Annotated in this window: 13 protein-coding genes; 6 read left to right on the top strand and 7 right to left on the bottom strand. The window is 69.2% G+C overall.

Annotated features, from left to right (window positions below; genetic code table 11):
* The first annotated feature begins 57 nt into the window (after nt 1-57).
* From msrA to OG798_RS33310, 3 genes are all read left to right on the top strand, one after another.
* A complete protein-coding gene (gene msrA / locus OG798_RS33320) occupies nt 58-732 on the top strand; it encodes a peptide-methionine (S)-S-oxide reductase MsrA (RefSeq protein ID WP_328758132.1) in 675 nt (224 codons plus the stop codon).
* 9 nt (nt 733-741) lie between these two features.
* Nucleotides 742-1407, top strand: a complete 666-nt coding sequence (locus tag OG798_RS33315) for a hypothetical protein (RefSeq protein ID WP_097224942.1) — start codon at nt 742-744, stop codon at nt 1405-1407.
* Nucleotides 1408-1615: 208 nt separating this feature from the next.
* Complete coding sequence (locus OG798_RS33310) at nt 1616-4051, top strand: SpoIIE family protein phosphatase (RefSeq protein WP_095852880.1); 2436 nt, start codon at nt 1616-1618, stop codon at nt 4049-4051.
* A 35-nt stretch (nt 4052-4086) separates the two neighbouring features.
* Here OG798_RS33310 and OG798_RS33305 read toward each other — a convergent pair whose 3' ends face one another.
* Nucleotides 4087-4473, bottom strand: a complete 387-nt coding sequence (locus OG798_RS33305) for an Imm32 family immunity protein (protein WP_121415165.1) — start codon at nt 4471-4473, stop codon at nt 4087-4089.
* A 178-nt stretch (nt 4474-4651) separates the two neighbouring features.
* On the opposite strand from OG798_RS33305, the gene OG798_RS33300 reads away from it, so the two are divergent.
* Together OG798_RS33300 and OG798_RS33295 are read left to right on the top strand one after the other, a co-directional pair.
* Complete coding sequence (locus OG798_RS33300; RefSeq protein ID WP_121415167.1) at nt 4652-5443, top strand: hypothetical protein; 792 nt, start codon at nt 4652-4654, stop codon at nt 5441-5443.
* Between the two features lie 89 nt (nt 5444-5532).
* Nucleotides 5533-5817, top strand: a complete 285-nt coding sequence (locus OG798_RS33295; RefSeq protein WP_095852882.1) for a hypothetical protein — start codon at nt 5533-5535, stop codon at nt 5815-5817.
* A gap of 54 nt (nt 5818-5871) precedes the next feature.
* On the opposite strand, the gene OG798_RS33290 is transcribed toward OG798_RS33295, so the two are convergent.
* The 6 genes from OG798_RS33290 to OG798_RS33265 form a co-directional block, all read right to left on the bottom strand.
* Nucleotides 5872-6714, bottom strand: coding sequence for a YhjD/YihY/BrkB family envelope integrity protein (locus tag OG798_RS33290; protein WP_121418329.1), 843 nt, complete (start codon nt 6712-6714; stop codon nt 5872-5874).
* Between the two features lie 205 nt (nt 6715-6919).
* Nucleotides 6920-8134 (bottom strand): cytochrome P450, encoded by a 1215-nt coding sequence (locus tag OG798_RS33285; protein ID WP_095852883.1) that lies wholly within the window; start codon nt 8132-8134, stop codon nt 6920-6922.
* 37 nt (nt 8135-8171) lie between these two features.
* A complete protein-coding gene (locus OG798_RS33280; RefSeq protein WP_095852884.1) occupies nt 8172-9563 on the bottom strand; it encodes an NAD(P)/FAD-dependent oxidoreductase in 1392 nt (463 codons plus the stop codon).
* Nucleotides 9560-9787, bottom strand: a complete 228-nt coding sequence (locus OG798_RS33275; protein WP_097224946.1) for a ferredoxin — start codon at nt 9785-9787, stop codon at nt 9560-9562. Before OG798_RS33275 ends, OG798_RS33280 begins: the two co-directional genes overlap by 4 nt.
* A 197-nt stretch (nt 9788-9984) precedes the next feature.
* Nucleotides 9985-10512, bottom strand: coding sequence for a hypothetical protein (locus OG798_RS33270; protein ID WP_121415169.1), 528 nt, complete (start codon nt 10510-10512; stop codon nt 9985-9987).
* Nucleotides 10513-10914: 402 nt separating this feature from the next.
* Nucleotides 10915-12537 (bottom strand): multicopper oxidase family protein, encoded by a 1623-nt coding sequence (locus OG798_RS33265; protein ID WP_121415171.1) that lies wholly within the window; start codon nt 12535-12537, stop codon nt 10915-10917.
* A 209-nt stretch (nt 12538-12746) separates the two neighbouring features.
* Between OG798_RS33265 and OG798_RS33260 the strand changes: the two genes are divergently transcribed.
* Nucleotides 12747-13745 carry an iron-siderophore ABC transporter substrate-binding protein gene (locus OG798_RS33260; protein ID WP_328758131.1) on the top strand — a complete coding sequence of 333 codons (999 nt, stop codon included), beginning with the start codon at nt 12747-12749 and terminating at the stop codon, nt 13743-13745.
* Nucleotides 13746-13755 lie beyond the last annotated feature (10 nt).

The raw sequence follows: 13755 nt of genomic DNA, 5'->3' as shown, positions 1-13755 counted from the left end.
CCGTTGAACACCACGGCGCCCCGGCCCCGTTCCCCCCTGCGACTCCGTGGAGACCGCATGTTCCTGCACAGCCGTACCCCTCAGCTCCCGACCGCCGAGCAGGCACTGCGGGGCCGCCCGGAGCCGATCTTCACGGTCCCCGACCGGCACACCGTCCTCGGCAACCCCCTCCTCGGCCCCTACCCCGAGGGCCTGGAGATCGCCGACTTCGGCATGGGCTGTTTCTGGGGCGCCGAGCGCAAGTTCTGGCAGCTCCCGACGGGCGTGTACACGACCCTGGTGGGCTACCAGGGCGGCTTCACCGAGCACCCCACGTACGAGGAGGTCTGCTCGGGCCTGACCGGCCACACGGAGGTCGTCCGCGTGGTCCACGACCCCGCCCTGATCTCCTACGAGCGCCTCCTCCAGGTCTTCTGGGAGTCCCACAACCCGACCCAGGGCTTCCGCCAGGGCAACGACGTCGGCACCCAGTACCGCTCCGCCATCCACACCCACACCCCCGCCCAGGCAGCCACCGCGGCCGCCTCCCGCGACGCCTACCAGAAGGTCCTGACCTCCTCCGGCTACGGCACCATCACCACCGAACTCCTCCCCGCGGAAGGCCGCACCTTCTACCCGGCCGAGGGCTATCACCAGCAGTACCTATCAGGCAGCAAAAACCCGAACGGGTACTGCGGGCTGGGTGGGACGGGCGTGTCCTGCCCGATCGGCGTGGCTCGGGTCGCAGGCTGACGTCGCCGGATGGGCTTCAGAACCTACGCGCGCAGGGTGCGCGACGAGCAGTTGCCGCTCGCCCGACGGCACACCTCCCTCAGATGTGCCGTCGGGCGGTACTGTCCACTGGGCTTCAACGCGACCTGGGCCTACGTCGCTGCGACGGCACGCCCTTCCCCTGATCTCCGCAGCGACCCGGCGGCCCTGCTGCGCGCGCTGGAGACCTTGGAAGCCAGCCGAGCGGTCCGGCTCAACGAGGTCGATGCCTTCGCCGTCCGGCGTCATGCGGAGAAAGCGGCCGGCCGACGCACCCCACGCCGCATCGACACACCGCACATGACGGGACCCCGCTGGCCCAGCGAAACGGAACCCTCTCGCTTGGGACTCATCGCTGCCGTAGCGAACCGCCACACGACGTTCCAGCGTTTTCCCTTCCCGGACGAGAGTCTGTACCGCGACAACCAGGCCCAGCAGCTGGCCGACCTGCACGCCCGCCTCGACAGCTGTGCCACCTCGTACCTCACGAACCTCGGCCATGTGGACGCCCCGACGCGAGACGCCCTGGCCGACACGATCCTCGGAATCGAGAGCCTCATCCGTCCGGGCTACGCGCCCCTGAACGGTCATCTGCTCGTGTGGCTGCGCTTCGCGAACCTCGTCGCATACGCCGCAGCGGCCCCTCTTGGCCATTGAGCACTGCCACCAGCAGTACCTCGACAAGAACCCGGCGGGCTACTGCGGTATGGGACCTGCCCGACGGGCGTCGTGTCGGCTCCGGAGAAGTAGCCGGACGTACCGGAGAAGTGGCCGGGAGACGTCCTGCCGGGCCGGGAGAAACGGGAAGGTCGCGAACGGAGAGCGTGGGGAGGAACATCGGAGTCACGTAGGCAAGGTGGTGGCTATGGGGATGCCGTCGATGCATTTCAGCGAGAGCCCTGAGGATCCGTTCGCCCTCCGGCGCGGCGCCTCGGCTGTGCTCGACGATCGAGGCGCCGTGGTCGGCTGGAGCACACGTGCACAGGAGCTGCTGGGCTATCCGGCCAAGGAAGTGATCGGACGGGCGTGGCAGGACCTCCTGGTGGACGCCCGTGACCTGCCTGTCGTGCGGTCCGTCGTCGTGGACGCCATGAGGACGGGGGGCTGGTTCGGGGTCCTGCCCGTCCGACACCGCGACGGACGGCGCATGGAGATGGGATTCCGGGCCCGCGCGATCACTCGGGACGGGGACAGTCAGGAGTGGGTCCTGGTCGGAGCCCCCGCCGCGGAGGTCATTGCCTGGCAGCGGGACCGTGCGCTGCTGGACGGCCTGTACCGCCGGTCCCCGATCGGTCTGGTCACGTACGGCCCGGACAGCAGAGTGATTCGGGTCAACCGTGCGGTCGAGAAGGCAAGCGGTGTCCCGGCCGAGGCGCCGGTGGGCCGTCGCCCTCGCGAATTCATGGTCGACGAGGACGCGGGTCCGACCGAAGAGCGGGTACGGCACGTCCTGGAGACCGGCGAGCCGTTGATGTTCAGGGAGCAGTCGGCCCGGGCACGTCATGATCCGGGCCGGGACCGGATCGTGTCCGTCTCGGCGTTCCGGATGGAAGACCCCTCGGGCCGGGTGCTCGGCGTGGCCGAGACGATCGAGGACGTGACCGACCGCCACCGGGCCCAACGCAGGCTCGCCCTGCTCAACGAGGCAAGCGCCCGGATCGGAACCTCGCTGGACGTGGCACAGACGGCCCGGGAACTGGCCGAGGTGGCCTCCCACGGCCTCGCCGACTACTGCTCGGTGGACCTTCTCGAGCCGGTGACACTTGGTGACGAACCACCCCCCGGTGTGAGAGGTCCGCTGCTTCGAGTAGCCCTGTCGCCCCCGGAACGCCGGGTCCCCTACCAGGAGGGCGAGGTGGTCCCGCTCCTTCCGGAATCCCCGCAGGCGCGGTGCTTGGCCGAGCGTCGCCCGATTCTCGACCGGCTGCTGTCCCTGCGCCCCGAGTGGTACGCCATGGACCGGCGGCGGATCGAGATAGCCATGGGTCTCGGCGTTCATTCGCTGATCGTGGTGCCCTTGGTGGCGCGCGGCCTGATCCTGGGCGTAGTGAGCCTGTGGCGAGTGCGCCACTCGGAGCCTTTCGAGGACGACGATGCCGCGGTGGCCCATGAGTTTTCCTCGCGTGCGGCCGTCTGCATCGACAACGCGCGCCGCTTCACCCAGCAGCAGAGCGCCGCCCTGACTCTGCAGCGCAGTCTGCTGCCGAGCGCGGCGTCCGACCTGCCGGCGGTCGAGGTGGCCTGCCGATACCTCCCGGCGTGCGGTGAACCGGGCATCGGCGGTGACTGGTTCGACGTGATCCCGTTGTCAGGGGCCCGGGTCGCACTCGTCGTGGGAGACGTGGTCGGCCACGGGCTCCACGCCGCGGCCTCCATGGGCCGTCTGCGCGCCGCCGTGCGCACCCTGGCCAGCCTCGACCTGGAACCGGACGAGGTGGTGGCACGGCTGGACGATCTGGTCAGCCTGCTGGCCGCCGAGCTGGAGGCGAACGCCGACGGCAGCGGGTCCACCGTGGAGCAGATGCTCGGGGCCACCTGCGTGTACGCGGTCTACGATCCGGTCTCCCGACACTGCTCCCTGGCCCGCGCCGGTCACCCGGCACCGATGCTGTCCACTCCGGACGGCGAGGTGACCGTGCTGGACCTGCCCGCGGGTCCACCGCTGGGTCTGGGCGGGCTGCCCTTCGAAACGTACGACCTCGACCTCCCCGAGGGCAGCCTGCTCACGCTCTACACCAACGGTCTTCTGGAGGCGCGCAACGGCGACATCGACGCCGCGCTGGAGCACCTGGACGAATGTCTCACCCACGTTGCCGATCCTCTGGACAGCACCTGCCAGGCCGTGGTCGAAGCGCTGCTGCCGAAGGAGCACCTCCCCACCGACGACGTCGCGCTGCTCATCGCCCGTACCCGGGTTCTACCGCCACAGGATGTCGCCACCTGGCAGCTGCCCCTGGAAGCGACCTCCGCTGCCCGTGCCAGGGAGCTGGCCACGGCGAAACTGACCGAATGGGGCCTGACGGAACTGGCCTTCACCACCGAGCTGGTCGCCAGCGAGCTCGTCACCAACACCTACCGGTACGCGGCCGGCCCCATCACTCTGCGCCTCATCCGTACGCACTGCCTGATCTGTGAGGTGTCGGACGCCAGCCACACCTCCCCTCACCTCCGACGGGCCCTCAGCACGGACGAGGGCGGACGCGGGCTCTTCCTGGTCGCCCAGCTCACGGAGCGGTGGGGCACCCGCTACAGCCACGACGGCAAGACCGTCTGGACGGAGCAGCCTCTGCCGCACGCGTGACCCGCAACCACCGAAAGCGGCGGCCAACTGCCCACTCAGCGTCTTGGCATGCCTCCGTGCGGGCTGTTGACCACCAAGGGCAGTGACCCTTCGGCCAGGTAGAAGTGCCCGGGGAAGTAGTCGATGTGGAGGTGACCGCCGTCCTCGGCAGTGGCCATGGCCCGCAGATTCTCCGCGAGTACCGCCCGGCCGGCGGAGTCACCGCTGATCACAAGGATCTGCCGCTCGGCGTCCCGGCGGATGAGAACGCCGGGGCCGGAACTCTTCAGGACCTCGACCCCGACCAGGGCGTCGCCGCCGGGCGAAGAGGTGGAGCTGAGCAACCCCTCGCCCCGGGCCACCGCGCGTGCCAACCAGGTCAGTTCTTCCGCCGACGCGGAGAGATCCACTTCGGTGTACCCGGGGTCGGAGACCATTCTCATGGGGCGTCGCTCCTCCAAAGTCGGGCTCCCGAAGGGGTTGGTGAGCACAGCTTGGCATGGGCCATCAAGCCGCTCTCACGACTTCTTGGACACCTGGCGCGGCAGCTGACGAACAGCGGTGTCCAGCGGGCCATCTGGTTCCCCACGGACTGTCGTAGGCGGGTGAGAGCCTGGACCGGTGCTGATAGAGGGATTCGAGAACGCCCCCGTTGTCGCGGGTGAGGAACTGCTGACACTGCCGGGGTTCTGGGCGGCCTACCTGATGTGGCTGAGCGAGACAGAGGAGTACGACCCCGTCCCGGAGTGGTTCGGTGTCGACGGGGCCGATGCCGACGCGGCCTTCGACGTACTGCACGACGAGGACCAGTGGCCTGTCTTCCGGATCCCGTTCGCGGGCGGCCACACCGCGATGGTCCTCGGCTGCAACATTCCCGAGGATCCGGGAACGGAGTACTTCATCACCCACCCCGAGTGGGGACGGCACGGCCGCCTGGCCAGCCTCGGCGGCCACCAGGCCGGCCCGGGACTCTCCTGGCGAGAACTCCACCACATCGCCCGCACGCCCGACCTCGACGCCCCGGGAGTCCACGCCGAGTACGCGCGCCTGCTCCTCCTGCTGCCGACGCTCGGCGACCAGGACATGCCCGAGGACGCCGCGGACGTACTCGGCGACGCGCTGGCGCGAGTCGGCCTCCCCGCCACGCAGGCGCCGTCCCTCGCCGAAGCGCTCCTCGCGGACCACCCCTTGTGGGAGCCGGCTGAATGGACGCTTCCTGCCGCCTCCCCGCTCTCGGGCAGCCAGGAGCCCTTCCACGGAATCCTGCACTGCGACGAGTCCATGAGTCCGCGGTGTGGTACTCACCTGGCCCGGGGCATCACCCGAGAGCAGAGCGACCGACTGGCCCACGCACTCGGCACCTGGCCCGAGGACTGCCGCCGTTCGGATTGGCCGAGGCGGCCCTTCAGGTGATTGCCGGATGCCTTGTGAGCCAGGCAGTCGTCGCAGGGGTACGACGTCTCAGTAGAGGACAGACCCAGAACGCCGTGAGGAGCTTGTCGATGTACGCAGCGATCCGGCGGTACGAAGGAGTGACCGATTCGGCCGAGGCCGCACGTCTCGTGAACGAGGGGTTCGTGCCGCTCATGCGCCAGGTCCCCGGCTTCGTGGCCTACTACTGGATCGATACCGGGGACGGGGCGATGGTCTCGACCAGCGTCTTCCAGGACCGGGCCGGTGCCGACGAATCGATCGCGAGGGCTGCGGACTTCGTACGGGACAACCTTGCGTCACTGCTCCCCAACCCTCCCCAGGTCATGGCCGGCGAGGTGGTGGCTTCCGCGTGACAGCGTGCGGACCGGCCGCTTGAGATGGCACAGCCTCGATCGATGCCCGCCCACTCAGTGGTTCGGGCCTTTGGTCTGATGGTGAGAAACCTGTTCCCGTGCCGTCCGCCACCGTGACCGCGTCTGCTCGACCACGCTGTCCCACTGCCGGTGGACCTCGTGGTCGGAAGGGCGGTGGCCCTGGCGGATCCGGCTGAGCTCGTCCCGTACCTCTCGTCCCAGTGCCGCCGACGCGACCAGGACGAGCATGGCTGCGAAGAGGGCGGAGAGCATCGCGAAGACGGCGCCGACCACCCCGTAGCGTGCGGCGGAGGAGTTGAAGAGGCGCGGCATGTAGAGGGTCGCGCCCACCGAATAGGCCACCGTCAGAACGGCGGCGGTGACGCCGAAGGGGAGCAGGTCCGGCCGGCTGATCCGTTTCGCCGACAGGATCCGGCCGCTCCAGACGAGGAACGCGGCGGTCACCGGTACCTGACACACCGAGGCGGCCAGACCCAGCGCGCCCCCGCCAAGGAGCGCGGAGAGCGTCGCGGTGACCACCCCGTAGCCGCCGAGAGTGAGGATCCACCACAGGCCGTTGCGCGTGTTGCGCACGCTGAGAGGCTTGAGTTCCCATGCCTGTTCGAAGAGCCGCTGCACGGCTCGCGCGAAACTCAGCACCGAGATCGTCAGAAACACGGCCCCGAAGATGCCCACGCTCGCGCTGGTGCCCTCGGTTGGAGAGAAGAGGGAGTTGACCGCCGTGGCGCCCGCTCCGGTGAGGTTGTAGCGCTTGATGATCCGCTCTGCGGCGTCGTAGTGCACGAAGTTGCCGAGGACGGCGCCGAGGAGGATGGAGAGCGGGATCAAGGCCGTCAGGGCGCTGGACGCCAGGGCCATCGAGCGGTCGAAACCCACGATCTTCTGAAACCGGTTGATGACCCGCAACGCGAAGGCGGGACGCAGCCAGAAGGTCAGCGTTCTGACGAGGCGCTCTCGTTTGATCCCCGCCGTGCTGCCCTCCGTGAAGATCGGGACCAGTGGGACGACGCGAGCCTAACGGACGGTCACCGCACCGATGAGGGGCGACACGAGCGGCCACCCGCCGGGCTCGAGCGCGGTGTCAGTTCTGGTCGATGAGCAGGTGGATGGGGCCTCGTAGGACGGGGCTGGGGCGGTACGGGGGTGGGTCGGTCACCAGGCTGGGGTCGGCCAGGCGGCGTACCAGTGCGGTCAGGGCGATCTGGGTTTCCAGTCGGGCCATCGGGCCGCCGAAGCACAGGTGGATGCCGCTGCCGAAGCCCAGGTGCTGGTTGTCCTGGCGATCGGGGTCGAAGCGGTCGGGATCGTGGAAGCGGTCCGGGTCGCGGCTCCCCGAAGCGAGCATGAGCATGATCTTCGAACCCTTGGGGATGACGGTGTCGCCGACGGAGATGTCGCTGTACGCCGCCCGCCACGGAATGATGTGCACGGGGGGCTCGTAGCGCAGCAGTTCCTCGACCAGCGGTACGACCAGGCCCGGTTCGGCGCGCAGGCGTTGCAACACCTCAGGGCGGCGCAGCAGCGTCAGCATGCCGTTGGTGATGAGGTTGACGGTGGTCTCGTGGCCGGCAATGAGCAGCAGGTTGGCGGTGCTGACGATTTCGGCGTCGGTCATCCGCCCGTCGGGCCCGTCGTCGTTGGCCAGCCGTGTCAGGAGGTCGTCGCCGGGGTGGCCGTGGCGTTGTTCCAGCAGTCCGCCGAGGTACTGGCGCAGGGCTTTGGTGGCCTGTACGCCGTTGTCCAGTTTCTCCTGCGGGTCGGTCTTGGGGTTGTAGTCGATCGAGTCGATGATGGCGTTCACCCACACGTGGAACCGCGGTTCGTCCTCGCGCGGCACACCGAGCAGGTGGCAGATCACGGTGACGGGGAACGGATAGGCGAAGTCGTCGACGATGTCGATCCGCTGTTTGCCCGCGAAGTCGTCGATCAGACCGGCGACGACGGCGGTCAGGTCGGGTTCCATGCCGGTCACCAGGCCCGGCGTGTGCGGAGGGCCGAAGTGACGCATCGCCAGGCGCCGCAGACGGTCGTGCTCGGGCGGGTCGAGGTTGATGAACGACGGCGTGGCACGTTCCTGCATCGCGGGCATCGGATGCGCCAGGTTGCGGACGTCGGAACTCAGGTGCGGGTCGTGCAGGATGCCGCTGAGTTCGCGGTAGGTGCTGATGACGTAACTGCCGTCCTCCTGCAGGGCCACCGGCGTCTTGCGCAGCTCGGCGTAGAGCGGGTACGGGTCGGCCCGGTTCGCGTAGTCGAGGATCCGGGGCAGGATGTCGGGCGTCTCGGTCGTGGTCATGTCGCTTTCCCTCCTGTTCCGTCCTACCTGTTCCCTCCTAGCGGCGCTGCCGCATGGCGGTGACGCGCCGCTCTCCCGGGTCGTGGCCGGTGACGACCACCGTGGCGCCCTGGGCGAGCAGGGTGGGGCCGGGGAAGTCGACGGGCACCGGCTTCGCATCGAGGGGCTGGTCGGGCGTGGGGCAGGGAGGCGGGAAGGGCGCGGCCGTCTCGATCAGCTGCCGGTAGTGGTCCAGCCACTTCGCGTTGTTGAAGCTGACGGCGGCGGTGACGCGGCCCTGGTACCCGTATGCGGCGACAAAGCGGTGGTCGGCCACGGATCCCTGGGTGACGACGACCTCGTCGGCGTAGGTCGGTACACCGACGGACTTGATGTTGACGCCGAACTGGATCGACCAGAACGTCGGGATGGACAGGTGCGGCCAGCGGTCCGCCTGGGTGCTGACCATGTTGTGCGCCGCGATCTCGGCCTGCTCCACGGCGTTGGCCCAGTGCTCCAGCGAGATGAACCGGTACTCGTAGATCGGGTTCGGGCTGCGTGCCACGTCTCCGGCGACGAAGATGTCGTCGGTGACCAGGCCGTTCAGGTCGAAGGCGCGGCAACCCGCGTCGCAGGCGACTCCCCATACGCCCACCGCCAGTCCCGAGTCGCGCAGCCACTCGGTGTTGCGGATGCCTCCGAGCGCCACGACCACCACGTCGGCGTCGACCGCAGTGCCGTCGGAGAAGTGGGCGCGGCGAACCCGCCCCTGCGCGTCGCCCTCCAGCTGGGTGACCTTGACACCGCAGCGCAGGTCGACGCCGTGGGCGCGCTGCATGTCCGCCGCGATCTCGCCGATCATGGCGCCGAGTCCCCCGACCAGTGGGGACGGCGCGAGTTCGGCGACGGTCACCGGGATGTCGCGCTCGCGGCAGATGGAGGCGATCTCGGAGCCGGTGAAGCCCGCGCCGATGATCAGTACGCGGGAGGGTCCGGCGGCGACCGCCCGCTGCAGGCCGGCGGCGTCCTCACGCGTGCGGACCACGAAGACACCGTCCAGGGCCGCCTCGGCCTCGACGGGCCAGGGCCGGGCCCGTACGCCGGTGGAGATCAGCATGCGGTCGAAGGGGATCGTGCGGCCGTCGGCGAGCCGCACGTGGTTGTTCGCCAGGTCCAGTCCGTCGGCGGGGACGCCCAGGAGCCACTCCGCGTCGATGTCCCGACGCCGTGGCAGGGTGGTGCCGTCGGCCGGCACCCATCCGGTCAGTACCTGCTTGGACAGCGGGGGGCGGTCGTAGGGCTCCCCCAACTCGTCACCGATCATGGTCAGCTTCCCGGTGAACCCCTCGTCGCGCAGGGCCTCCGCGGCGCGCAGTCCCGCCAGTGACGCCCCGACGATCACCACGCGGCCGTCGCGCTTGAACCCTTGCAGGGTGTCGGCAGTGCTCATGACGGCGACGTCCCCACCGGCGCGTCCCGGCCCTCCAGCTGGTCGACCAGGATGGCCTGGAGCGGGCAGGCCGCCGCGGCGCGCAACACCTGCTGGCGCTGGGCGTCGTCGGGGTTCGAGGCGTACATCAGCGCTTCCTCGCCGTGCATCCGGAACGCGTCCGGAGCCAGGAACGCGCACTGCGCATATCCCTGGCACCGGGAAAGATCAACGACAACTCTCATCCGGACCTCCATAGCAGGGACCGCGAAGCGCTGCCTCAGGACCCGCGGACGAAGGGAGTGGGTAGGTCTCCGCAGGAAGAATCGATCATCGCGGATGAGGCCTCGGCGTCTGCAAAACCGCCCGGAGAACCTGACCTTGCCGACAAACTTGCCGACAAAAGCGTATCCCCCGTGCACGTCGTCCGCACGGTGAGGATTCAGGCGGTGAGCATCCCCGCCACTCCGCCGATGAACGCGCTGAGCAGCGTCAAGGCGCCCAGCGCACCGAGCAGCACCCGCAGCCCGCGCGGTACTCGACGCGTACCGCCCTTGCCGCAGACGACCGCGATCCCCAACAGCAGCACCATCAGGCCGAGCAGGGAAATCGCCAGCCATCCGAACGAGGACGCGGTGCCCGTCTGCTCGTATCCGCCGGAGGCCACCCGCTGCAACGCGACCGTGTCGCCGACGGGCAGGTTCTTGCCGATCGAGGCGTTCGGGTCGACGACGGTGCCGTCGGAGGAGCGGAAGAGGCCACTGCAGTGCGGATACCGGTGGCCCCCGGCGTGTTCCCACGCGCACGCTTCGACCCGGAGATGCCCCGGGGTGCCGGCCAGGCCCGTGGCGTAGGCGAAGTGCGTTCCGGCGAACCAGGTCAGCCCGATGCCCGCGGCCACGAGAACGACGACCGTGACCGCCGGACGGCCCGCCCGACCTCTTTCCCAGCGCCGAGCCCGGCCGTTCATCCGCTCTCCCCCAGAGTGTCCGCCCGAAACAACGCCCCGGTCGCCCCGGCCGTCCCAAGCTACGCTCTCGAACGCGATGTCCTCGTCCCTGGCCGCGACCTCAGGCCGTCGGGGTGGCGCTGCCCGGCGACGGTCACCACACGATCGCGACCTTCGACCGAACCGCTTCCTCCAACACCGAACCGAAGCGCCGCTGGTGGCAGCGCCGCGGCTGATGCGCGGAGGACGCGGCGGGCGGGCCTGCCCGCCCACGGCTCGGGGCGGGGGAACCATCTGCCGCTCGGGCACCTCGCCGAACGCTTCGACGCGCCGCTGGACTTCGGCGGCCTGCCCGGCTGACGCGTCTCCCTCCACGAGCGGGGTTTCGCATGATCAAGTGACGATGCGTCGGTGGCCGGTGCCTCACTTCCGGTAGCCGAGGATCGTCATCATGCCGGACTCCGAGTGGTACTGGTTGTGGCAGTGGAGCATCCACAGGCCCGGGTTGTCGGCGTAGAAGTCGACGACGAGTTTGTGGTGCGGCACCACGTGGGCGGTGTCCTTGCGGGCTCCTTGCGCGCCGAAGCCGACGATGGCGAAGGTGTGGCCGTGCAGGTGCATGGGATGCCACATGTCGGTGGCGTTCATGAGGGTCAGGCGGATCTTCTCGCCCTGGCGGATCGGGTGGCGTTGCTTGATGTCGTACGGCTGGTGGTCGAAGGCCCAGTCGAACTTCTTCATCCCGCCGGTCAGTCTGATGCGCAGCTCGCGGTCCGGTTCGTCGTCGGTGAGGGCCACGGAGTCGTCCGGCACGAGGCGTCTGGCCGGGACGAGCTTGCCGTCGAGTTCGTCCGGGTGCACGGAGGGGCCGGGAAGGTCCCCACCGCTGGTGCGCAGGACGGCCAGGGCTCTGTCGTTCTTGCCTTCGGCGAGCGCGACGAGCGGGAACACTCCGTCCTTGGCGGTGATCAGCACGTCGTAGCGTTCGGCCATGCCGAGCAGCAGCGTGTCCGTGGTCGTGTGCTCGACGGGGTAGCCGTCCGTGTGCGTGATCGTCATCTCGTGGCCGCCCAGCGCCACCCGGAAGGCCGTTTCGGCGCCGGCGTTGATGATCCGCAGCCGGATGCGGTCCCCCTTGCGGGCCCGGAAGACCGAAGGAGTGTGCGCGAGACGGCCGTTGACCAGGTAGAACGGGTAGTCGACGCTGCCTCCCTCGCTGTGCAGGATGCGGCTGTAGGACTTGTGCAGGACGCGGGAGGGGCCGTGGGGCTTCTCATGGCCGGATCCGTGTTCGTCGCTCTCGCCCATGTCCATGTCCGCCCGCATGCCCTTGCCGTCGACCAGCTGCGCGAGCACGCCGTCCGGGTTCGAGCCGTTCACGCCGTCCACCCAGTCGTCCAGGACGACGACCCACTCCTTGTCGTAGGACAACGGCTCCCTGGGGTCCTCGACGATCAGCGGGGCGTACAGGCCTCGGTCGAGTTGCAGTCCCGAGTGCGAGTGCAGCCAGTACGTGCCCGGGTGCGTCACGGCGAAGCGGTAGGTGAAGTCGTCGCCGGGCTTGACGGAGCGCTGGGTCAGGCCAGGTACCCCGTCCATGTCGCACCGCATGCGGATACCGTGCGAGTGCAGCGTCGTGGGCACGGGCAGATGGTTGAAGAGCTTCATACCGAGGGTGTCGCCCGCCGTGACCCGCACCTCCTTGCCGGGCAGCTCGTCGCCGTACGCCCACGATCTGACGGTACGTCCCCCCAGGTCGAGTTCGGTCTCGACGGCGTGGAGCGTGAACGATCGGAGGGGGCCGCCATCGCGCTTCCTCTCGACGGCGAGGACCTCCGGATCGGACGGGTTCACGTATCCCTTGGGTCCCTTGGGGACAAAGGGTCTGCCGTCGTGGCCGCCGACTTCGCTCCCATGGTGCTCGCCGGGCCCGGGGTGCGAGCCGGGTCCGGAGGGAGCGTCGGACTCGGAGCAGCCGGCCAGGAGTCCCGAGCCGGCGGCCGCGATCGAGGCACCGAGCACGGTGCGCCGCGTAGGTGTGTGCATGAATGAATAACACACGTTTCAGACTGATATGTCCCCGAACCCGGCACGGCGTGTCCTCCATTGGGGCAGCTCCCCACTCCCCCGCGACACTCCCCTGCACCACAAGGTCTAAGGTTAGGCTTGCCTTAGTCATTGATCGGAGTACCTGTGCACACCTTGGGGTCGAAGGCCGTCCTGGCCGTTGCCGTCGTCGGCGGTCTGCTGGCCGGATGTTCGTCCGGGAGCGGGGACGGGGACAACGGCTCCTCGCGGAGCAAGAACACCGTCGGCGGCGACCGCAATCTCGTGAGCGGGGCCTCCGAGGGCCCCTCCGCCGCCCCCAGCGCCGTTGCCGCCGGGATGGGCGCGGGCAGCGCCAAGGACGGCGAATTCCTCGGACCGTCGGGCACTTCGAGGGCAAGACCGAGATCGAGAGCGCGCCCGAGAAGATCGCCGCGCTCAGCACCGGACAGCTGGACGACCTGCTGACCCTGGGCATCGTGCCGACCGTGACGACCCGCGCGGCCAACGCCGGGCTGGCGCCGGACTACCTGAACGACGCCTTCCCCGCGTACAAGAAGCAGTTGTCGGCCATGACCGACGCGGGGACCCGCACCGCGCCCAACCTGGAGACGCTCGCCGCCGCCAAGCCCGATCTGATCCTGATCAACGAATCACTCGGCGACCTGTACCCGAAGCTGTCGAAGATCGCGCCCACCGTCGTGACGGCCGGCAACGGCATCAACTGGAAGCGGGATCTGCTCCTCGTCGGTGACGCGGTCGGCAAGGGCGACAAGGCGCAGGAACTGCTCGACGGCATCGTGAGCGACGCCGCCACGCGGGGCAAGCAGCTCGGCGATCCCGCCGTGTCCATGGTGCGCTTCACGCCGGACCGGACGCGGATGTTCGGCGTGTCGTCGTTCACCGGCTCCATCGCCGTCGACATGGGTCTCTCCCGGCCCAAGTCGCAGCAGTTCAAGGCGATTTCGCAGGACATCGGGGCGGAGAGCGTCGATGTCGCGGACGGGGACTGGATCTTCTACTCCGTGCAGGGCGACGCCTCCAAGACCGACGCGGGCAGCGTGCTCGCCGGGCCCCTGTGGAAGTCGATGAAGGCGGTCGCGGCAGGGCACGCGGTGAAGGTCGACGACGACCCCTGGTACCTCAACGCCGGCCCCACCGCCGCCCGGCTCGTCGTACGACAGCTCGCGGACACCCTCGGCAAGTGACCGGTCCCAC

Source organism: Streptomyces sp. NBC_00271 (assembly GCF_036178845.1).
Classification (GTDB): Bacteria; Actinomycetota; Actinomycetes; order Streptomycetales; family Streptomycetaceae; genus Streptomyces.
The sequence above is the reverse complement of the archived record's forward strand: the minus strand, read 5'-3'. Positions and strand labels throughout refer to the sequence as shown.